Raw genomic sequence first — 19,117 nt, forward strand, 5'->3', positions numbered from 1 at the left:
ATGGACCGGACTTTGAAAGCACTCTCGCTCATTCTGAGCTACCCGACACGCGAGCTGCAGCATGCCATGCCCGAGATCGGCGCCGTTCTGGCCTCGGACACGCGTTTGACAGCAGCAGCCCGTCGGGCGTTGCGCCCGCTGGTGGAGGAGCTTGGCGGGCGCGACATCTATGACCTCGAAGAACAGTTCGTGCTGCTCTTCGACCGATCGCGGACCCTGTCGCTCAACCTCTTCGAGCATGTCCACGGCGAAAGCCGGGACCGGGGCGGGGCGATGGTGTCTCTGATCGAGACCTATCGCGCGGGCGGCTTCGAGCCGAATACATCGGAACTGCCTGATCACCTGCCGGTCCTGCTGGAATTCCTGTCGACGCGTCCCTTCTCGGAAGCACAGGACATTCTCGCGGATGCAGCCCATATCTTTGAGGCGTTGAACGCACGACTTGGCCGGCGGGAAAGCAACTACGGTGCTGTGTTTGCCAGCCTCTTGCAGCTGGCAGGCGCAAAGGCCGACCAGGGCGCAGTGGCCGAGATGCTGGCGCAGCCCGATGACGATCCTTCCGATCTGGAGGCCCTCGACGAGGTTTGGGAAGAAAGCGAAGTGCTTTTCGGCCCAGACCCGAATGCGGGGTGCCCGCAAGTTCGTGACATGCTTTCGCGCATGGACACACCCGTCAATCCCGCACCGCACCACGCGGCCGAATAGGGAGAAAGCACCATGTTTGCCAATTTCGATATCGATTTCATCATCTTCGGCATAATGCCCTATGCCGCGTTGACCATCCTCGTGGTCGGCTCGATCGCCCGCTACGATCGGGATCAATTCACGTGGAAGAGCTCATCGAGCCAGCTTTTGCGTCGCAAGCAACTGATCTGGGGGTCGATCCTGTTTCACGTCGGCATCATCACCGTCTTCTTCGGGCATCTGGTCGGGCTCTTTACCCCGGTCTGGGTGCTGGACGCGATTGGCGTGCCGTACTGGGTCAAGCAATGGATGGCCGTGCTCATTGGCGGCCCTGCGGGCATCGCTGCATTGATCGGTGCGACAATGCTATTGCATCGCCGCTTGGGCGACAGCCGTATCCGGATGACATCCAGCTGGGCTGACATCATTATCATGGTATTGATCTGGTGGCAGCTGGTGATCGGCCTTCTGACCATCACGCAGACCCTGCAACACATGGATGGCGCAGAGATGGTGCGTTTCATGACCTGGTCGCAGAGCATCGTGTCATGGAACCTGAACGCCTGGGCCATGGTGGTTGACGTGCACTGGCTCTACAAACTGCACATCTTCCTCGGGCTCATCATCACGGCACTGTTTCCGTTCACCCGGCTGGTGCACATGGTGTCCGGTTTTGCCGCGCCGTTCCGGTACCTGTTGCGCCCCGGATACCAATTGGTGCGCTCGCGGCGGCAGAAACCACTGCCCAAGCGCGCTGCGCCCAAAGCAACGCCGGCGGAGTAGGGATCATGAATGCAGCAATGTTTCCCGATCTGATCGTGAACGGCGAGCATGTGCCGCACACGCTCGTCGCCGCAGAAACGCAGAACCAGGACGCCCCAAAGGGCAAGCCCGGAATTGCCTGGCGGAAAGCGGCCAACGCAGTTGCGATCCGAACGCTGCTTCTGCAGGAAGCCCGATCACGCGGCATTGCCGCTGACCCGCAGGAGGTGGGGCCGGGCCGTTTCGAGACCGACGAGGAGGCCCGGATACGGGGCCTCCTCGAAGAGGCCATCGATGTCGGAGCCCCCGATGACGCTGCAATCGAGGCCGAGTGGAGCAAGGATCCCTCGCGCTTTCGGTCCCCGCCACTTTGGGAGGTGTCACATATTCTCATTGCCTGTGATCCAAGAGACGCGGAAGCCCGAGACCGTGCGTTGAACCGCGCCAAAAAACTGTTGGACATCGCGTCAAACGATCCGAAAGCATTTGCCGCCCTGGCCGCCCGCGAAAGTGACTGTGGGTCGAAATCCTCGGGCGGAGCTTTAGGCCAATTGGGTCCGGGAGATACAGTTCCGGAATTCGAGGCCGCACTGCGCACTCTGGCTGAGGGGGAGGTCACATCCGAACCGGTCCTGACACGGCACGGGTACCACATCATTCGCATGGACGCTCTGGCCTTGGGACAAGTTCTCCCCTTGGCTGCGGTGCGTGCCAGGATTGCGGAGGCGCTCGAAAAGGCCGCATGGGCGCGCGAAGCGCGGCGGTTCGTCGACCAGTTGGTCCAATCCGCAGATATCGAAGGGGCGGATTTGAAGCAGGTCTGAACGGGAGGAAGGACCGATGGCGCGAGATCGAGACAGACGTCTGAACACGGCACGCAGCGCAACACATCGCCTTGTGACGCTAGAGAATCCATTGGATTTCATGGCCGAAGACCACCTGCGTGAGCGGGAAGTCTGCACCCTGATCGATCGCATGGTGGAGGGAGAACCGGTCGATCACGAAGACATCGCAATGATGCGCACATTCCTGATCGACGATTTGCCAAAGCATCTTGCGGACGAGGAGAGTGACCTCTTTCCCTTGATGCTGGAACGATGCGATCCGGACGAGGAAATTGACAAGATGATCACGCGTCTGCAAGCCGATCACCGCCATGCGATTGGCGATTCCCCGGCCATTGCCGCGTTGATCGTGGCCCAAGCGGATCGCAAAAAGCCGTTGTCCGATACGGACTGCGCCAAGATGTCGGACTTCGCCACGCATGCGCGGCGCCATCTGATCCTCGAGAATGCCATCCTCCTTCCGCTAGCCCGCGCGCGGCTGACCAAAGCAGATCTCGAAAAGATGCGCGCGCATATGTTGGAGCGCCGTGGACAGGCAACCGAACAAGGAGCGGAACATGCTGGCTGATCTTCTGGAGCGGAATGCCCGGTGGTCTGACACGATCAATGCCGAGGAGCCGGGTTACTTCCCGAGGCTGGCACAACAGCAATCGCCCGAGTTCTTCTGGATCGGCTGCTCTGACAGCAGAGTGCCTGCCAATGTCGTCGCCGGGCTGGATCCCGGCGAAGTGTTTGTCCATCGCAATGTGGCCAATGTGATCCACTCGAGCGACATGAACATGCTTTCGGCGCTTGAGTTTGCCGTCGATGCGTTGCGTGTTCGCGAGATCATTGTCTGTGGCCATTATGGCTGCGGCGGCGTGAAGGCCGCCACGGAGGACCTACCGCATGGCCTGGCCGACCATTGGTTGGAGCCGATCCGCCGCCTGGCCCGCGCCTACGCCGTGGACCTCGCGCGGGAGGATTGCGCGGAAGCAAAGCAAGACAGGCTGGCCGAATTCAACGTCATCGAAGGGGTTCGGCGTGTTGCGGAAACGCCGATCATGCAGAGAGCTTGGCGCGCAAAAGCCAACATCCGCATTCACGGGCTCATCTATGGCCTGAAGGACGGGCGGTTGCGCGATCTCGACAGCACTGTGGGCCCGGGGCATTTCCAACAGGAGGCTGCAAAATGACTGTTCTCACGAGGATCGAAGAGCAGGGGTGCGGATGCGGCTCTGCTGATCATCCGGGGGATTTGATATCAATCGATGAAGCGGTTGCGCAGATTTTGCGGAACGCGGGACACGTTCGGGAGTCCGAAGAGGTGGCGCTTGCCGGGGCGCGTGGACGAACTCTGGCCGAACCTATTGCTGCAATCGCGGCCGCACCCCCGTTTGACAATGCCGCGATGGACGGGTTTGCGCTGAACACGGCCTGCCTGGTCGGGCCGGGACCGTGGCGGCTTCCCGTTGTCACCCGCATTCCGGCAGGGCAGCGCGGCTCGGAACCGCTGCCGATGGGCGCGGCAGCACAGATCTTTACAGGCGCTCTGATGCCCGATGGTGCGGATGCGGTCGTGATGCAGGAAAACGTCCGACGCACAGAAAACACCATTATCGTTTCGCATGAGATTCTGGCAGGCGCGCATGTCCGGCGCAAGGGCGAGGACATGGCGGCGGGCGACATGGTTGTCCCTGCGGGCCGCACCCTGACGGGGCGTGATATCGCAGCCTGCGCGGCAGCAGGGCGGGCAACCGTTTGCGTGCGCCGTCGGCTTCGGGTTGCGCTTGTTGTCACCGGTGATGAAGTGAATTCCCCCGGCCGGACATTGAGCTCTGGCGGCATCTGGGATGTGAATACGCCGATGCTAAGCGCTCTGATCCCTGCTCCGGAGATCGAATTGGTCGATGTCCTGGGGTTTCGGGACAATCGCGCAGCTCTGCGGCAGCAGCTCAGCGCGCTTGCCGACGAGGTCGACCTGATCGTCACCACCGGCGGGATATCGGTGGGTGAGGAAGATCATGTCAAACCCGCCTTGAGTGATCTTGGTCTGGATATGGTGTTCAGCGGCGTTGCGATAAAACCCGGCAAGCCGGTCTCGTACGGTCGTTTGGGACAGGCGCATTGGCTGGGGCTGCCAGGCAATCCGCTCTCCGCATTCGTCACCTGGCAGCTTTTCGGAACGGTGCTTTGCCAGTCCCTTGCCGGGAACAGCGCGTCATCGCCCGACCGCCGTCATGTGGTGCTGTCACAGGAGTTGCGCCACAGCTACGGGCGATGCGAAGTGCGGCTCGCGGAAATCTCAGGTTTCGACAGCACAGGCCGCGAGATCGTCCGCTTTGACAAGACCACCCATTCCGGCCGCGTGGCGCGGCTTCCCGCAGCAGATGGCGTCATTTTGATTCCGTCGGAAGTTGAAGTTCTGCCGGAAGGTGCGCTGGTCGAGTTCCAGCCCTTCCGTGATTGATAAAGGAAGAAAGACCATGAAGATTGCTTATACGATGGGCCCTGGGCGCGGTGATACCGATCAGTTGCTTTTCACTTTGGCGCAACACCTCGCGTCTGACGGGTATCGCACATGCGGCACGGTTCAGATCAACACGGATTGTGGCGCGCATCCGTGTGACATGGATGTCAAGGTGCTTCCGGACGGGCCTGTGTTGCGAATTTCCCAGAACCTCGGGGCCGGGGCGAGGGGATGCCGACTGGACCCTGCCACTCTCGAAACGGCTGTTGGACTGGTCGAGACAGGGCTTGAGGCCACCCCGGAGCTGCTGATCGTGAACAAGTTCGGAAAGCACGAGGCCGATGGTCGGGGGTTCCGTTCGGTGATCGCAGAGGCCATTGCGCGCGATATGCCCGTTCTTGTTGGGGTCAACGCATTAAACTTGGAGGCCTTTCAAGACTTCGTGGGCCCTGAAGCAACAGAGCTCGAGCCTTCCCTGGAGGACTTGGTCCGTTGGCTACAAACTGTGTTGAACAAGGAACGGGATGTGGCCTGAGACCTTTCACGCCGCATCTGTGATCTCGGTCAAGGACGGATCAAGGGTTGTCGGTGAGAATGATCAGAACATGAGCTGATTGAAATGGCTTTTGGAAGACAGGCAACAATCGCGCGACATTTTTTCCCGGAATCAAGTCGGGGCATGATCGGAGCAGATCGGAACATCAATGACGGACACGCTGAAAACCTACATGAGCCGCAATGTACCGCGCTACACGAGTTATCCGACTGCCCCGCACTTCTCCAAGGCGGTAAGGCCAGCGGATTACGCCAACTGGCTCTCCTCGCTCTCTCCAAAGGAACCCGTATCTCTCTATTTGCACGTTCCCTATTGCCGCGAGCTTTGCTGGTATTGCGGGTGCAACATGAAGTTGGCCCGAAAAGATGCGCCTGTCGCGCAATACGCGCAGACGCTCAACCAGGAAATCCGTCTTCTGGCCAAACAATTGCCGGACCGCATGTCGATTTCTCATCTGCATTGGGGTGGGGGGACACCGACGGCGCTGGTGCCGGATGATCTGGAGCGCGCGATGCAGAGCGTCCGGGACAATTTCGACATCACCGCTGACGCCGAACTTGCCATCGAGAGCGATCCGCGCACGCTCACGGATGAAATGATCCGGCGGATCGGACAGTTGGGCTTCACCCGCGCGAGTTTCGGCGTGCAGGAATTCGATCCGAAGGTTCAGAAAGCCATTAATCGCGTCCAGCCACCCGAAATGGTGCGCCATTCGGTCGAAGAGTTGCGCCGGGCAGGGGTGGCGGGCATCAACTTCGATTTGATCTACGGCCTGCCGCACCAGACTGTCGCCACGCTGCTGGAAACGATCCGCCTCTGCATCGACATGCGCCCGGACCGGATTGCGCTCTTCGGCTATGCACATGTGCCTTGGATGGCCAAGAAACAGCGACTGATCGATGAAACCGCGCTGCCGGGGAGCGCAGAACGGCTTCGACAATCACAATCGGCCGCCAGCGCGCTGGTCGAGGCGGGGTACGTCGCCATCGGACTGGATCACTTCGCACTTCCAAACGATTCCATGGCGAAAGCCGCCAAGGCAGGCACCCTGCGGCGCAATTTCCAAGGCTATACCACAGATCGTGCCGAAACCATGCTCGGGGTTGGATCGACATCCATCGGTCGCACCCCTTCGGGATATGTGCAGAACCTGTCGGAAACCGGGGCTTGGGCACGGTCCATCGACGCCGGTGTTTTGCCGGTCGCCAAGGGCGTCGCCCTGAGCCAGGATGATACTTTGCGGGGCCATGTGATCGACCGGCTGATGTGTACCGGCGAAGTTGATCTTGATGCGGCGGCCCTGCGGGCCGGTGTCTCGCAGAATTGGTATCACATCCATGAGCAGGAGTTGGCCACGCTCGAAGCGGACGGACTGATTGCGCGCCGTGCTGGCCGGATCTCTATGACCAAGGAAGGCGCGCCGGTTGTGCGAGTGGTTGCAGCAGTCTTTGATGCCTATCTTGCGACCAATATCGCGCGGCATGCAGTGGCGGTCTGATGAACGTCAGGTCCTCCGGGCGGGGGGCCGCAGAACGGCACTTGAAGAACGAAAGGAGAGATATTAGTTAGTAATAGATAACTAACTAGGACAACGGAAATGCCGCGCAAATCCGCCGATGATCGCAAGGCAGAGATCGTTGCAACCGCCCTGAGGTTGGCTGATGAGCTTGGGCCGGACCGGCTTACGACCCAGGCAGTCGCGGATGCCGTTGGGCTGACCCAACCCGCGATCTTCCGACATTTCCCGACGAAACAGGCCCTTTGGCAGGCGGTGGCAGAGGTCATCACTGAAAGGATGACAAACGCATGGCAGGGAGCACTGGCGAAAGAGCGTGAGCCGGATCGACAGCTGGTCGCGCTCGTTCTCGTTCAATTTCGCCAGATCGAAGCCAATCCCGCGATCCCCGCGATCCTGCATTCACACGAATTGCAAACCGAAAACAGCGATCTGCGGCAGAGTTTCCGCGTACTGATGACGCGGTTTCAGGGACTGCTGCAGGCAGAGCTCACCCGCGCCCGTGATACGGGGCGCGTTCGCTCCGATCTTGTCCCGGAAGATGCCGCGGTCCTGTTGATTTCGCTGATTCAGGGGATGGCGCTGCGTTGGTCACTCGGCGACCGCTCGTTCCCGCTTGCGACAGAGGGCGAGCGACTTCTCGACGCGCAGATGCGCCTGTTTCGGGGCGCCCCAGACGGGGAGCCAAGCTCATGAAACGCAGAACACGCCGAAGCCTCGTTGCCATTGCAGTCATCGCATTGATCGTCATGGCCGGTTGGTTCTTTCTGACCGAACGCCCCATCGCGGTGCAGGTGGTCACCATCGATCGGGATGTTCCGGTCCGGATCTACGGACTTGGCACGGTGGAGGCGCGCATCGTTTCCCGGATCGGGTTCGAGGTTGGCGCCGCCTTGACCGGTCTGGAGGTCGATAATGGCGATGCCGTTGCGCGGGGTCAGATACTGGCGCGACTGCACGCCGCCGAACAGGAGGCCCGGGTGGCACGTGCCGCCGCATCCGCCGAAGCGGCGGACGCGACACTTGGACGAACCCGCGCGAACGTCGTGCGTGCACGTGCCGTTCTTGCACAGCGTGAGGCGACCAATACCCGTCAACAAGCCTTGGCCGTCCGCAACACGATCTCTGCGCAAAGAGCGGAGGAAGCGCAGCGCGACGTGGACGTCGCGGCCGCGGAGCTTGCCGTGGCCGAAAGCGATATCGCGGTCGCGCTGGCACAACGTGCCGATGCCGAAGCTGCATTGCGCTACGAGCAAGCGCTCCTCGATCATCATGTTCTGAGGGCACCCTTCGACGCGATTGTCGTTGATCGACATGTCGAGGCGGGCACGGTCGTGCGTGCGGGCGAGCCGATTTTCTCGCTGATGGACCCCACAACCGTTTGGACACTGGCTTATGTCGACGAAGCGCGTGCCGGTGCCATTGCCTTGGGCCAGTCGGCAGAAGTTCGGCTGCGGTCGCTGCCACACGAGGTCTTTAGCGGCACGGTGGCGCGGATCGGTATCGAGAGTGATCGCGTCAACGAGGAGCGGCGCGTCTGGATCGCCTGCGACCGCTGTCCGCCGCAAGTCTATCTGGGAGAACAGGCCGAAGTCAGGATCACCGTCGCTCTTCTGACCGAAGCCTTCCTTGTGCCCGAGATTGCCGTCAGCGGTTTCGATGGGCACCAGGGCCGCGTCTGGGTGGTGCGGGACGAGAAACTGACCGAGGTTTCTGCGGTGTTCGGCCACCGCACGGAAGACGCACGGCTGGAGATCGTGAGCGGACTGGCCGAGGGTGACCAGGTGGTCTCGGCTCCCGCGAAAGGCCTGTCCGAAGGGCGGATGGCGCGTGTCTTGGGGGGAAGGGCATCATGAACCTCGCCTACCGCGATGTGCGTCACAACCTGTTTCGATTTGTGCTGACCTGTCTTGGCCTCAGTCTGCTGATGGCGGTCGTGCTGGCGATGATCGGGATCTACAATGGTCTGGTCGCCGACGCATTAAATATCGTGAAGGCACCGCAAGCCGATCTTTGGGTGGTGGAATCGGGCACGCAAGGCCCATTTGCGGAGGCCTCAAAGATCCCCGGCAGCACGCGTGATGCCGTCGCCCGGCTGCATGGCGTGGCAGAAGCGGGCAGCATCACCTACCAGACCGTCGAGGCGCGCCATGCGGGCGACACACTGCGCCTGTATGTCATCGGCTATGAGCCAGGGCGCCCCGGCGGGCCGCAGGCAATTGCCGAGGGGCGCGGTATCACGCAGACCCATTTCGAACTAGTGGCCGACCGGCAGACCGGGCTTGTGGTCGGCGACCGCATCCGCCTCGGCCGCAACAGCTTTGCTGTCGTTGGCCTCGTCGAGGATACGATGAATTCGGGCGGCGACCCTGCCGCGTTCATCACACTCGTCGATGCGCAAACCCTGCAATCGCAACTTGCCCCGCCAGCCCAGCGAGTCCAGACCGCGCGGGGTGCCGGCCTGCTGGAAAGCGCCGACACCGTTGCGGCGGTCATCGCCCGGCTCGAACCCGCGGCCGATCCGCAGGGTGTCGCCACCACTGTTCGTCAGTGGAAGCACCTCGGCGCGCTGACGCAGGCAGAGCAGGAGGCGATCCTGATCGGGTCGGTCGTGGACCGCGCCAAGCGGCAGATCGGCCTGTTCCTCGGTATTCTGCTGACGGTCTCGGCCGTGGTGATCGCGCTGATCATCTACACGATGACGATGGAAAAACTCAAACAGATTGCCACCTTGAAGCTGATCGGCGCGCCCGATCGCACCATCGTCAGCCTGATCGTGCAACAATCGCTAGCCCTGGGTATGGTTGGCTGGAGTTTCGGCCTGATCCTGATCCTGCTGGTCAAGGACTACTTCCCCCGCCGCGTCGTGCTGGAGCCGGTGAATGCGGCGGCACTCGGCGGGATTATCATCGTGGTTTGTATCGTCGCCAGCGGGCTTGGTGTCCGCGCAGCGCTGAAGGTCGATCCGGCAACAGCGATCGGAGGCTGAACAATGGATGACGCGCGCCAGCCCCTGATCGAGATCGCCGGCGTCTCCAAGCATTTTGGCGAGGGCGAGGCGCGCGTCGATGCGCTGCGCGACATTGGCCTGACCGTACGCCGTGGCGAGGTCGTGGCCCTGCTGGGCCCGTCGGGGTCGGGCAAGACCACACTGCTCAACGTCATCGGCTGCATCATCGCGCCGACCGTAGGCCGGGTGACGCTGGACGGCGAACTGGTCTATGACAACCGCGCCCTGCGCGGCGATCTGCGCCGCCTACGGCTCGACAAGATCGGCTTCATCTTTCAGTTCCATAACCTGCTTCCGTTTCTCAACGCGCGCGACAACGTCGCCTTGGTGTTGACGCTGGCAGGTCGGTCGTCTGCGGAGGCTCAAGCGCAGGCTGTGGAGTTGCTCGATTATCTTGAAGTAGGCCATCGAAAGGACACCATGCCGGCACTCCTGTCCGGAGGTGAAGCGCAACGCGTGGCCATCGCGCGCGCGCTCGCGAACAGTCCGCGCATCATCCTTGCGGACGAGCCTACGGCGGCGCTGGACAGCAAACGCGCGGGGATCGTGATGGATCTTCTGCGCAAACTGGCTGCCGAACAGGATGCCTGCATTGTCGCCGTCACCCATGACGAAAAGATCTACGACCGCTTCGACCGTTTGTTTCATCTGCGCGATGGGGTTCTGGAAGTTCAAGGAGAGGAAGCGACGTGAAGAACCGTGCATACAAGAGCTGGCCAATACGAACGGCTACCGGCGTAGCCATTCTGTTCGGCCTCCTGACGATCCTGTCAGGTGGTCGCGTGCTGTTCGGGGATGACACGGCGCGGGCAGCCGCGGGGAACGTCGTCTGGTTTGTCCTGTGGTTCAATTTCCTGTCAGGATTTGCCTATGTGCTGGCGGGGGTCGGGATCGCGACGCGGCGTCGCTGGGCGGCCTCACTTTCGATCCTCCTGGCGATTTCTATCGCGGTTGTGTTCTTGTTTTTTGGTTTCCGCATCTTGTCCGGCGAAGCCTTCGAGATGCGAACGATGGGCGCAATGACCCTACGCCTGGTCGTATGGGTTGCCATAGCTATGGTGAGCCGCAGGAGCACTTTTTCTAATCAACAAACTGCGGAGTGAATTTGGTTGATGCACTCCGTGCAGGTGTCATGCCACGCGTATCTGGCATAACGTCAATATCTTTAACATAAACTTCGTACCCGCAGCCAATATGTAGGCGCCAACTAACTGTTCACCAAATGAGCTCGACGCCAGCAATGTTCGCAATAATGCGTTGAAAGCCTCCAACCTTATCTTCACCGATGGAGGATCGGGCCGAAACCCAAGGCGTCAGAGACGTTTCGGCCATTTGTGTGTGCGGATCATGTGCACATGGGTATCACCGGGCTCCGGTTCTCCCGAAAAGGCTGAATTCGTGTTGCCCACACCTATTCACGCCAAGCTTGCCAATTCTACGCCACAAGCCGCGGGACCACGCTCTCAACCAACCGCAGGAATCGTGAGTTGCGAGCCCCCGCAACCAACGATACTTGCGATGCCTCCGCCGGTCCTGCCGCGGAGGTTTTTGCTTTTTTGCCTCCCGTTTGCCGGGATCGTCTGCTGCGCCCTCCCGCAACCAACGATTTCTGCGAAAGCAGGTTGTCCAAAGCCTCGGCCTCCGAAAGGAAGTCGGGGTTTTGCTTTCCGGCTGCATAGCGCAGGATCGCCCCCAGGTCGCCGCGCAGGACGATGGATAGTTCGCCGTTCTCGGGCACGAGGGTGATTTCATCGACCAGTGACCGAAGCACGTCGACGGCGGCGCCTCGATCTTCCTCGGATTGCAGGTTCTCGCAGAGCTTCGCGATCCGATCCTGATACATCCGTGCCATGTTCGGGTGCAGCAATGGCGGCGGCTCGTCGGCATTGTCCAGAAGCTCGGTCAACTCCGCCTTCCTCGCCTCCAGCTTCTCGGCCTTGTCTTTGAGTTTCGCCGGCGGGAAGCCTTGAAGAATGGCGTCGACCATCTTGTCAAGCTCTCGGTCAACCTTCTCGAGTTCGCTCCTCCAGCCGGCCAGGTCGGCTCCGCGCTCGATCCGGAGCCGATTTACCTCGCGCGTGAACTCGGAACAGAATTCATTGAAGAGTTCCGGCGACATGAGATGCTTCCGAAGACCATTCAAGATCGACGCCTCCAAGGCATCCCGACGGATGTTCAGACGGTTATTGCATGTGCCCTTGTTCCGCGACGCTGCGCAGCCAAGCAGGTCTTTCGAGATCAGGGAATACCCACCACCACAGCAACCGCACTTTATGAGGCTGGCGAAAAGGTGCTTCGGCCGCCGTCTATCGTTCATCGGATTGCTGCCTGTCGGCGACGTCTCAAACGAAAGGCTCTTTTGCCTTTTCTTCACTTCGTCCCAGAGATCTTGGTCCACAATCCGAAGGTCCGGGACCTCCTGGACAACCCACTCACTTTCCGGGTTCGGGCGGGAGACGCGCTTGCCGGTGTCAGGATCCTTCATGTATCGCAGACGGTTCCAGACCAGCCGCCCGATGTAGAGTTCGTTGTTGAGAATGCCCGTCCCTCGTTTCGGGTTGCCGTGGATCGTCGACGGCCCCCACTCCTTGCCCTGCGGTCCCGAAATGCCCTCCCGGTTCAAGGTCATTGCGATCGTCCGCGATGATTGTCCGGACAAGTAATCCCTGAAGATGCGCCGAACGACGTTTGCTTCGGCTGGGTTGATCTCCCGTTCGCCCCGATCGTCCGGATCGGCCGTGCGAACCACGTCATACCCATAACAGAGCCCACCACCGGAGCGTCCCTTTTCGACCCGCCCGCGAAGACCGCGCCGGGTCTTGTCAGCCAGATCCTTTAGGAAGAGTGCGCCCATCGTTCCCTTGAGACCAATGTGCAATTCGCTGACCTCACCTTCGGACAGCGTCACGATGCTCACTCCTGCAAAGCGCATCCGCTTGTAGAGCCCGGCGATGTCCTCCTGGTCCCGGGAGAGACGATCCAGCGACTCCGCGAGGATCACGTCGAACCGCCCCTTCAGCGCATCCGAGATCAGTTCCTGAACGCCGGGCCGAAGCAAGGACGCTCCGGAAATCGCGCGATCCGTGTAGCTGTCGATAATCGTCCAGCCTTCCCGCTCCGCGCGTGCACGGCAGATGCGCAGCTGGTCCTCGATCGACGCATCACGTTGGTTGTCAGATGAATACCGAGCTCAAAGCGCTGCCTTCATGCGATGGCCCCCTTAATCGTGGAGGCGAGCCCGTGCATGTCGCCTGTTCTCCGCCTCAATGAAATCTCTCGCAGCCTGCCGCGCCAACAAGCGAACAAGGGTGACCAGCCGCGGGTCATCACCAGCAGGAGTGAGGCGCGCGATTTTGTTCTCAGTCGCTCCGCCACCCCGAGATGAGTCCTGGGCGTCCCTTGAGGCGTCAGCCCCCGGCCTGCTTTTCTGGTCCCATTCCATAGTCGCCAGCCTGCCAGAGGGTGGCGCGCGTACGAAGGAAAAAGCCTATGCATCATAACGGGTTGGAGGTGGGGCGCGCGCATACTCGCGTAGTCTGGCGCATTGATGGCTGCTACAGCGTCGCACAAATCGGCGGCCCGGAAACCGGAGATACTGCGCTGTTCTATGCGAATTCTCACCATTCAGGGGCCCTAAGCTGTGGTAGGGCGCGAAGACCGTTGCCTGAACGAAGTCTGCCATAGGCCGCCCGAATCGCGCAACGCAGGTGTCACTAAGGCGCAGTAAGCAGCCACTGGCCAAGCGAGAGAGCAAGAGACTGGGAGGGGTGCCGTGACGGGTTGAGGGCTGGAGGAGAGGCCTCCGGCGCCCGTCGCGGAGGTTTTCCAATGAACACCGAAATTATCGATGCCGGGCGTGATATCAGCGGCGGCTACAAGGTGGATGTGTCGCGCGGCGAGAACGTGGACCGCGTGTCGTCGGAGTGGTTCGTGCGGCCGGATGACGAGCGATATCTGTCGCTCGACGACCTTTTCGCCTCGGTCAAGGGCCGGGCGGAGCGGAGCCGGACGCGCACGGTGGAGAGCGCGGCGATCCTGGTCGAGGCGCATTGCGACGACCCGGAAAAGCTGGGCCTTGTCCTGCCGGGCGCGGATGAACCCATCGCGCCGACGCATTGGTCCTTCGGCCAGCTCGCCAGCATCGTCGGCGCGCCGGCGGCCTATCTGCGGCAACTGCCCGCGCCGCTCGCCGGGATCAACCTGCAATACGGACTGACCAACCACCGGGCCGAGCAGATCAAGACGCTGGAAGTCGCCGACGGCCGCACGGAGCTGCGCGCCGTGACCGGCCCCGACTACGGGCGAATCTACGACCACGAACTTGTCTCCGCCGTGCAGCGCATCGCGGGCAACGGCACCGGCGACACGCGTTGGAAGGTGCCGGGGGTGCTCGACTGGTCGACCGGCATCTACAACCCGCGCGTGGACGTGACGAAGGAGACGACGACGCTGTACGCCTCTGACCGCGACGTGTTCCTGTTTCTCGTCGACGACCTCAATCCGATCGAGGCGGGGCTGATGCCCGACGGCTCGCCCGACCTCTATTTCCGGGGGTTCTATTGCTGGAATTCGGAGGTGGGCGCCAAGACGCTCGGCATCGCCAGCTTCTACCTGCGCGCGGTCTGCCAGAACCGCAACCTCTGGGGCGTCGAGGACTTCCAGGAGATCACGATCCGGCACTCGAAATACGCTGCCTCTCGCTTCGCGCATGAGGCCGCGCCTGCGCTCAGGTGGCAAGCGTCCGGGCCTCCGCGAATGAAAGAAATCTCCGGTGCTTCCCGTCTCATAGGGGCAGCCTTGCGCAGCGGAAGCTCTGCCAAAGTGTTATGCGCGTCGTCTCCCGCCGCCATCAGGCTCCGTATTCGGTGATAGCCAATCACTTGGCCCTCTACCTATTTCTTCTTGTGCTCGCCTAGATTGGTTAAGGTTTTGCCCTTCGTGAAGTCGGCTGTTGCAACGACCTTTTCCTTCACCTTTTTAGGCTTCTTCGCTTCACGGTTGCCACGTCGTTTGTCACCTTTGGTCATTTGAGTTTCTCCTAGTTCTGGATTTGCTTAACGAATTGATCCGTGTTCAAGTCCTTCAAGAATTTGGTTTCGCGTCCTGAGGCTCGTGACCAAGGGACGCAGATCTTCACATCATTCCGCCCATTCCACCCATATCGGCCATTTCGTTACCGACGCCGCCCTCCTTGGGTTTTTGCGCGACCATCGCCTCGGTCGTGATCAATAGCCCGGCAATGGACGCGGCGTTTTCCAGTGCGATCCGAACGACTTTCGTCGGATCGATGACACCGGCCTTCAGCATGTCGCCGTATTCTTCGGCCTGTGCGTCGAAACCGAAGTTTGGGCTGTCGTTCTCGATCACCTTTCCGACGACAACCGATCCGTCGACCCCGGCATTTTCGGCGATCTGGCGCAGCGGAGCCTGGATCGCGCGGCGGACGATCTTGATGCCGGCATCCTGATCATTGTTCTCACCCTCCAGCGTCGCCAGCACCTTGCCAGCGTGAACCAGGGCCACGCCGCCGCCGGGCACGACACCTTCCTGAACCGCAGCGCGGGTGGCGTTCAGCGCGTCGTCGACGCGGTCCTTGCGCTCCTTCACCTCGATCTCGGTTGCCCCGCCGACCCGGATCACGGCAATGCCACCGGCAAGCTTGGCGAGCCGTTCCTGCAGCTTCTCCTTGTCGTAGTCCGAGGTGGTGTCCTCGACCTGCGCCCGGATCTGCGTCACGCGCGCCGCGATAGCACCTTTGTCGCCGGCACCGTCGATAATCGTCGTGTCATCCTTGGTGATCGTGACTTTTCTGGCGGACCCGAGCATGTCCATGGTGACGTTCTCCAGCTTGGTGCCCATTTCAACGGAAATCACCTGTCCGCCCGTCAGCACGGCGATGTCTTCCATCATCGCCTTGCGGCGATCCCCAAAGCCCGGCGCCTTGACGGCCGCCACCTTCAATCCGCCGCGCAGCTTGTTGACGACCAGCGTCGCCAGCGCCTCGCCTTCGATATCCTCGGCCACGATCAGCAGTTGCTTCTCGGCCTGAATCACAGCCTCCAGCAACGGCACCATGGATATGAGAGAGGTCAGCTTCTTCTCGTGAAGCAGGACGACGCAGTCATCCAGCTCGACGACCATTTTCTGAGCATTCGTGACGAAATAGGGGCTCAGATAACCGCGGTCGAACTGCATGCCTTCGACCACTTCGGTCTCGGTCTCCAACCCTTTGTTTTCCTCGACGGTTATCACGCCTTCCTTGCCGACCTTGGCCATCGCGTCGGCGATCTGCCGACCGATATCGACTTCACCATTGGCCGAAATGGTGCCGACCTTGGCAATCTCGTCGCTGTCGCCGACCGGTCTGGACATGGTCTTGATCTCGGCCACGACCGCAGCGACGGCTTTGTCGATCCCGCGCTTGAGATCCATCGGGTTCATGCCGGCCGCAACCGACTTCATGCCTTCCCGGACAATCGCATGGGCGAGTACGGTTGCCGTGGTGGTTCCGTCGCCAGCCTCGTCGTTCGTGCGCTGCGCGACCTCCTTGACCATCTGGGCGCCCATATTCTCGAAATGGTCCGACAGCTCGATCTCCTTGGTGACGGTCACACCGTCCTTTGTGATGCGCGGCGCACCCCAGGATTTATCGAGAACGACGTTTCGGCCCTTCGGGCCGAGGGTGATCTTGACGGCATTTGCCAGCGTGTTGATTCCTTTCAGCATTCGGTCGCGGGCGTCGGTACTGAATCGAACTTCCTTGGCGGACATGATGTGAATTCCTGAGACTGAGGTTGATGTGAAAGGTTTCGGACTCAGGCGATCACGCCGAGAATGTCGCTCTCCTTCATGATCAGAAGGTCTTCACCATCGAGCTTGATCTCTGACCCGGACCATTTTCCGAACAGGATCCGGTCGCCGGCCTTGACGTCCATCGGGATGCGCTCGCCGTCCTCGCGCCTTCCCCCGGCACCAACGGAGACAACTTCGCCTTCTTGAGGCTTCTCCTTGGCAGTATCGGGAATGATGAGACCGCCCTCGGTCGTCTCGTCGCCTTCAATGCGGCGAACGAGCACCCGGTCGTGGAGGGGAGTGAATGACATCGAAGTGCTCCTTGTTGAGATTTCGTTGGCGAAACGGGCCGGGTCGAATGCTTAGCTGCGTTGCGCGCAAGTCCGCGGTATCCCATTCGGTCTCCACTCCGAGAATTCCGATCGACACCGCCCCCCGAGCGGTTCACGGGCGTCGAACAGAGTTCCCGCCAGCGATGATAGCGTTGATCATTTCGGCGACGGCCCGGTGCCTTTCCATTTCGAGTTCGGTGCCAAGGGCGTTCACATGGGTCGCCGCGGCGTCACGAAGAACCCCCACGATCTCGTGTTCCGGCAGCAACCCGCGATCGTTCCTGGCAAGCAGGAGCGCCTCGCAGATCGATAGGGCGGCCTGGCCTGCATGTTCGCTTGCGGTGGACATCTGAGTTTCCTTCCTTGGCATCGTGAACCTGAGAGAAGGTGAGGCTCAAATACACGCGTACTTGTCGCAGAAAGTGCTCTATGCTGGACTGATCCAGAGCAGTGTCCAGGCCGATTTCCGCTCTTGGGTCACGACACGCCGGGAGCCTTTATGACATCAGCCGAACACAGCCCTTTGACCCGCAAGCTTTCGGCCTTTGTCCCTTTGTCAAAGGCAGAGTTGGACGTGTGAGCGCCTGCACCAGCGCCGTCGCTCCTTCGTCGCGGGGCGTGATATGGTGCATCAGGGGCAATCCGATCAAGCCGCGTATATCCTGTCGGAAGGCTGGGTCTGTTCCTGCAAGCTTCAACCTGACGGAACGCGCCAGATCGTCGATTTCCAGGTGCCCGGGGATTTCCTCGGCCTGCGCAGCGTGCTGCTGCGGACCTCGGACGACAGTTTCGAGCCGATCGTGGACATCATGGCCGCCGAGGTTCTCAAGAGTGACCTTTTGGACGCCTTCGCGCAGACGCCCAGGCTTGCGACGGCCATTCTATGGGCCGCGTCACGGGACGAGGCCATGGTGGTCGAACATCTCGTCGGGATCGGCAGGCGCGATGCGGACGCCCGCATGGCGCATTTTCTGTTGGAACTGGGATCGAGGCTTGCGCTGGTGGGCATGGGGACCAAGGATGGGTACGACTGCCCGCTGACCCAGTACCACCTCGCGGATGTGCTGGGGTTAAGTGCCATTCATGTGAATCGCGTCCTGCGACAGCTGCGCGAAAGAGGGCTGGTGACCTTTCGAGACGGTCGGGTTTCCTTTGACGACTTCGACAGGCTCGTGGCTTTCGCCGAGTTCGATCCGGCATATCTGGACCAGACCGGGCCGCTCTTGAAATGACGAGTTTCGCCGCTCTGCGGGTCGTGCAGAGCGGCGACTAAGCTTGTCCGGACGTGCGGATCAGCAATCCCTTGGAAATACGTTCACTTGCTGTTGTCTGCATCCCTCATCGCGGTCAGACGTTTCACAACATCATTCAGTGTCAGAGTCCCGCACTCGTCCGGTGACATCTTCGCCGACAGCTCCAGTTGCGTGCAGTTGTTCATGTCGGCACGCGCGCTTGGCCGCACAACGTCTGCCGACTGTTCCTGTTGAATAGGCTGAGGGTAACGGCTTTTCACCTTAGTGAAGGCGCGCGGTTCAGGGCGCACGACGTCGGCAGTCTGGCCCAGTGGCACAGGTTGAGGATAAAGGCTTTCCGCCTGACCGGCAGCAGCCATAGAGGCGAAGATTAGCGCCGACCCCAAGAGCAGCTTGAGCCGGGCAACTCGCGCTGTCGAGATGATGTTTGAAAGAGGTGTCATTGTGTAGTCCTTTCCTGGACTGGTCAAAGCGCACAAATTCAATTGGCGGCTCAAATGATCGGGGCGCCGCCGGTTTCAGATATGTTGGGAGCTTGGACAGTGTTCCCGCCAGGATTCTGGCGGGCAATATCCACAATGCCTCACCTAATCCGTCTCAGCACTGATTTGTGTTAGTAGCTATCCAGCCAATGCGGAGGTCACGGAATGGTTAAGGCCGCCTTTGAATATCGAAAGGCGGCCCGTTTGTAAGGTCAGACGTTATCTGACGTTAGACGTCACGCAAGAGCGTTTGACGCCGCGTTCAGTTCCTTGTTCGTCAAAGCGTCGTCATGCGCTTCATGCGCCTTCTCGGCTGCCTGGTAGTGCTTCAGCGCCGCGTCTTTCTTCGGGCCGGAGGGCGCCTTGTCCCAAGCGGCCTTCACGGACGTCATCTTCTCGGCAGTCTTGTTCTGTTCGGGAGTCATTGGAATTGTCC

21 protein-coding genes and 1 pseudogene are annotated in these 19,117 nt (G+C 60.8%); 15 read left to right on the forward strand and 7 right to left on the reverse strand.

The genetic code is table 11. From position 1 onward, the window contains the following. The 13 genes from narJ to GQ651_RS14065 all read left to right on the forward strand — a co-directional run bounded on the left by narJ (position 1) and on the right by GQ651_RS14065 (position 10,925). Positions 1 to 705 carry a nitrate reductase molybdenum cofactor assembly chaperone gene (gene narJ / locus GQ651_RS14005; protein WP_072779869.1) on the forward strand — a complete coding sequence of 235 codons (705 nt, stop codon included), beginning with the start codon at positions 1 to 3 and terminating at the stop codon, positions 703 to 705. A gap of 12 nt (positions 706 to 717) precedes the next feature. Next, a complete protein-coding gene (gene narI, locus GQ651_RS14010) occupies positions 718 to 1,467 on the forward strand; it encodes a respiratory nitrate reductase subunit gamma (RefSeq protein WP_072779868.1) in 750 nt (249 codons plus the stop codon). 5 nt (positions 1,468 to 1,472) lie between these two features. Beyond that, entirely contained in the window at positions 1,473 to 2,270 is a 798-nt protein-coding gene (locus GQ651_RS14015; protein WP_072779867.1) for a peptidylprolyl isomerase, read from the forward strand. Between the two features lie 100 nt (positions 2,271 to 2,370). Further along, positions 2,371 to 2,859: a hemerythrin domain-containing protein gene (locus GQ651_RS14020; RefSeq protein WP_160764840.1), complete on the forward strand. Its 489-nt coding sequence runs from the start codon at positions 2,371 to 2,373 to the stop codon at positions 2,857 to 2,859. Continuing rightward, complete coding sequence (locus tag GQ651_RS14025; protein WP_108887230.1) at positions 2,849 to 3,466, forward strand: carbonic anhydrase; 618 nt, start codon at positions 2,849 to 2,851, stop codon at positions 3,464 to 3,466. Before GQ651_RS14020 ends, GQ651_RS14025 begins: the two co-directional genes overlap by 11 nt. Then, positions 3,463 to 4,740 (forward strand): molybdopterin molybdotransferase MoeA, encoded by a 1,278-nt coding sequence (locus GQ651_RS14030; RefSeq protein ID WP_160764841.1) that lies wholly within the window; start codon positions 3,463 to 3,465, stop codon positions 4,738 to 4,740. The genes GQ651_RS14025 and GQ651_RS14030 overlap by 4 nt, the downstream gene beginning before the upstream one ends. 16 nt (positions 4,741 to 4,756) lie before the next feature. Further along, positions 4,757 to 5,275: a DUF2478 domain-containing protein gene (locus GQ651_RS14035; RefSeq protein ID WP_093994229.1), complete on the forward strand. Its 519-nt coding sequence runs from the start codon at positions 4,757 to 4,759 to the stop codon at positions 5,273 to 5,275. Positions 5,276 to 5,444: 169 nt separating this feature from the next. Beyond that, entirely contained in the window at positions 5,445 to 6,794 is a 1,350-nt protein-coding gene (hemN, locus tag GQ651_RS14040) for an oxygen-independent coproporphyrinogen III oxidase (protein ID WP_072779862.1), read from the forward strand. Between the two features lie 99 nt (positions 6,795 to 6,893). Continuing rightward, the gene (locus GQ651_RS14045) at positions 6,894 to 7,508 is read left to right on the forward strand and encodes a TetR/AcrR family transcriptional regulator (protein WP_072779861.1); all 615 of its coding nucleotides are present in this window, start codon (positions 6,894 to 6,896) and stop codon (positions 7,506 to 7,508) included. Next, the gene (locus GQ651_RS14050; RefSeq protein WP_160764842.1) at positions 7,505 to 8,668 is read left to right on the forward strand and encodes an efflux RND transporter periplasmic adaptor subunit; all 1,164 of its coding nucleotides are present in this window, start codon (positions 7,505 to 7,507) and stop codon (positions 8,666 to 8,668) included. The genes GQ651_RS14045 and GQ651_RS14050 overlap by 4 nt, the downstream gene beginning before the upstream one ends. Further along, a complete protein-coding gene (locus GQ651_RS14055) occupies positions 8,665 to 9,801 on the forward strand; it encodes an ABC transporter permease (RefSeq protein WP_093994227.1) in 1,137 nt (378 codons plus the stop codon). Before GQ651_RS14050 ends, GQ651_RS14055 begins: the two co-directional genes overlap by 4 nt. A 3-nt stretch (positions 9,802 to 9,804) precedes the next feature. Beyond that, on the forward strand, positions 9,805 to 10,515 hold the full coding sequence (locus GQ651_RS14060; RefSeq protein WP_160764843.1) for an ABC transporter ATP-binding protein: 711 nt from the start codon (positions 9,805 to 9,807) through the stop codon (positions 10,513 to 10,515). Further along, entirely contained in the window at positions 10,512 to 10,925 is a 414-nt protein-coding gene (locus GQ651_RS14065) for a hypothetical protein (protein WP_160764844.1), read from the forward strand. Before GQ651_RS14060 ends, GQ651_RS14065 begins: the two co-directional genes overlap by 4 nt. A gap of 332 nt (positions 10,926 to 11,257) precedes the next feature. Here GQ651_RS14065 and GQ651_RS19120 read toward each other — a convergent pair whose 3' ends face one another. Continuing rightward, positions 11,258 to 12,976, reverse strand: a complete 1,719-nt coding sequence (locus GQ651_RS19120; RefSeq protein WP_455026325.1) for a recombinase family protein — start codon at positions 12,974 to 12,976, stop codon at positions 11,258 to 11,260. A gap of 674 nt (positions 12,977 to 13,650) precedes the next feature. On the opposite strand from GQ651_RS19120, the gene GQ651_RS14075 reads away from it, so the two are divergent. After that, the gene (locus tag GQ651_RS14075) at positions 13,651 to 14,691 is read left to right on the forward strand and encodes a DUF932 domain-containing protein (protein WP_227258183.1); all 1,041 of its coding nucleotides are present in this window, start codon (positions 13,651 to 13,653) and stop codon (positions 14,689 to 14,691) included. A 23-nt stretch (positions 14,692 to 14,714) separates the two neighbouring features. Here GQ651_RS14075 and GQ651_RS18960 read toward each other — a convergent pair whose 3' ends face one another. The 4 genes from GQ651_RS18960 to GQ651_RS14090 all read right to left on the reverse strand — a co-directional run bounded on the left by GQ651_RS18960 (position 14,715) and on the right by GQ651_RS14090 (position 17,295). Next, entirely contained in the window at positions 14,715 to 14,849 is a 135-nt protein-coding gene (locus GQ651_RS18960; protein WP_264464704.1) for a hypothetical protein, read from the reverse strand. A gap of 106 nt (positions 14,850 to 14,955) precedes the next feature. Beyond that, the gene (gene groL, locus GQ651_RS14080) at positions 14,956 to 16,593 is read right to left on the reverse strand and encodes a chaperonin GroEL (protein WP_160764845.1); all 1,638 of its coding nucleotides are present in this window, start codon (positions 16,591 to 16,593) and stop codon (positions 14,956 to 14,958) included. Between the two features lie 44 nt (positions 16,594 to 16,637). Beyond that, positions 16,638 to 16,925 (reverse strand): co-chaperone GroES, encoded by a 288-nt coding sequence (locus GQ651_RS14085; RefSeq protein WP_160764846.1) that lies wholly within the window; start codon positions 16,923 to 16,925, stop codon positions 16,638 to 16,640. 133 nt (positions 16,926 to 17,058) lie between these two features. Further along, positions 17,059 to 17,295: a hypothetical protein gene (locus GQ651_RS14090; RefSeq protein WP_160764847.1), complete on the reverse strand. Its 237-nt coding sequence runs from the start codon at positions 17,293 to 17,295 to the stop codon at positions 17,059 to 17,061. Between the two features lie 150 nt (positions 17,296 to 17,445). On the opposite strand from GQ651_RS14090, the pseudogene GQ651_RS14095 reads away from it, so the two are divergent. Beyond that, a pseudogene (locus GQ651_RS14095) lies at positions 17,446 to 18,178 on the forward strand (Crp/Fnr family transcriptional regulator). Positions 18,179 to 18,261: 83 nt separating this feature from the next. Here the strand turns inward: GQ651_RS14095 and GQ651_RS14100 are convergent. Next, complete coding sequence (locus GQ651_RS14100; RefSeq protein WP_160764848.1) at positions 18,262 to 18,642, reverse strand: hypothetical protein; 381 nt, start codon at positions 18,640 to 18,642, stop codon at positions 18,262 to 18,264. A 275-nt stretch (positions 18,643 to 18,917) separates the two neighbouring features. Next, positions 18,918 to 19,106, reverse strand: coding sequence for a hypothetical protein (locus GQ651_RS14105; protein ID WP_160764849.1), 189 nt, complete (start codon positions 19,104 to 19,106; stop codon positions 18,918 to 18,920). Positions 19,107 to 19,117: the final 11 nt, after the last annotated feature.

Origin of the sequence: Kangsaoukella pontilimi (genome assembly GCF_009830125.1) — a bacterium.
In the GTDB taxonomy this organism is placed as follows: domain Bacteria; phylum Pseudomonadota; class Alphaproteobacteria; order Rhodobacterales; family Rhodobacteraceae; genus Kangsaoukella; species Kangsaoukella pontilimi.

Bases quoted from the DNA above. Each gene is read 5' to 3' on its own strand.
- narJ (WP_072779869.1), top strand. From the start codon at position 1: ATGGACCGGACTTTGAAAGCACTCTCGCTCATTCTGAGCTACCCGACA.
- narI (WP_072779868.1), top strand. From the start codon at position 718: ATGTTTGCCAATTTCGATATCGATTTCATCATCTTCGGCATAATGCCC.
- GQ651_RS14015 (WP_072779867.1), top strand. From the start codon at position 1,473: ATGAATGCAGCAATGTTTCCCGATCTGATCGTGAACGGCGAGCATGTG.
- GQ651_RS14020 (WP_160764840.1), top strand. From the start codon at position 2,371: ATGGCCGAAGACCACCTGCGTGAGCGGGAAGTCTGCACCCTGATCGAT.
- GQ651_RS14025 (WP_108887230.1), top strand. From the start codon at position 2,849: ATGCTGGCTGATCTTCTGGAGCGGAATGCCCGGTGGTCTGACACGATC.
- GQ651_RS14030 (WP_160764841.1), top strand. From the start codon at position 3,463: ATGACTGTTCTCACGAGGATCGAAGAGCAGGGGTGCGGATGCGGCTCT.
- GQ651_RS14035 (WP_093994229.1), top strand. From the start codon at position 4,757: ATGAAGATTGCTTATACGATGGGCCCTGGGCGCGGTGATACCGATCAG.
- hemN (WP_072779862.1), top strand. From the start codon at position 5,445: ATGACGGACACGCTGAAAACCTACATGAGCCGCAATGTACCGCGCTAC.
- GQ651_RS14045 (WP_072779861.1), top strand. From the start codon at position 6,894: ATGCCGCGCAAATCCGCCGATGATCGCAAGGCAGAGATCGTTGCAACC.
- GQ651_RS14050 (WP_160764842.1), top strand. From the start codon at position 7,505: ATGAAACGCAGAACACGCCGAAGCCTCGTTGCCATTGCAGTCATCGCA.
- GQ651_RS14055 (WP_093994227.1), top strand. From the start codon at position 8,665: ATGAACCTCGCCTACCGCGATGTGCGTCACAACCTGTTTCGATTTGTG.
- GQ651_RS14060 (WP_160764843.1), top strand. From the start codon at position 9,805: ATGGATGACGCGCGCCAGCCCCTGATCGAGATCGCCGGCGTCTCCAAG.
- GQ651_RS14075 (WP_227258183.1), top strand. From the start codon at position 13,651: ATGAACACCGAAATTATCGATGCCGGGCGTGATATCAGCGGCGGCTAC.
- GQ651_RS18960 (WP_264464704.1), bottom strand. From the start codon at position 14,849: ATGACCAAAGGTGACAAACGACGTGGCAACCGTGAAGCGAAGAAGCCT.
- groL (WP_160764845.1), bottom strand. From the start codon at position 16,593: ATGTCCGCCAAGGAAGTTCGATTCAGTACCGACGCCCGCGACCGAATG.
- GQ651_RS14085 (WP_160764846.1), bottom strand. From the start codon at position 16,925: ATGTCATTCACTCCCCTCCACGACCGGGTGCTCGTTCGCCGCATTGAA.
- GQ651_RS14090 (WP_160764847.1), bottom strand. From the start codon at position 17,295: ATGTCCACCGCAAGCGAACATGCAGGCCAGGCCGCCCTATCGATCTGC.
- GQ651_RS14100 (WP_160764848.1), bottom strand. From the start codon at position 18,642: ATGACACCTCTTTCAAACATCATCTCGACAGCGCGAGTTGCCCGGCTC.
- GQ651_RS14105 (WP_160764849.1), bottom strand. From the start codon at position 19,106: ATGACTCCCGAACAGAACAAGACTGCCGAGAAGATGACGTCCGTGAAG.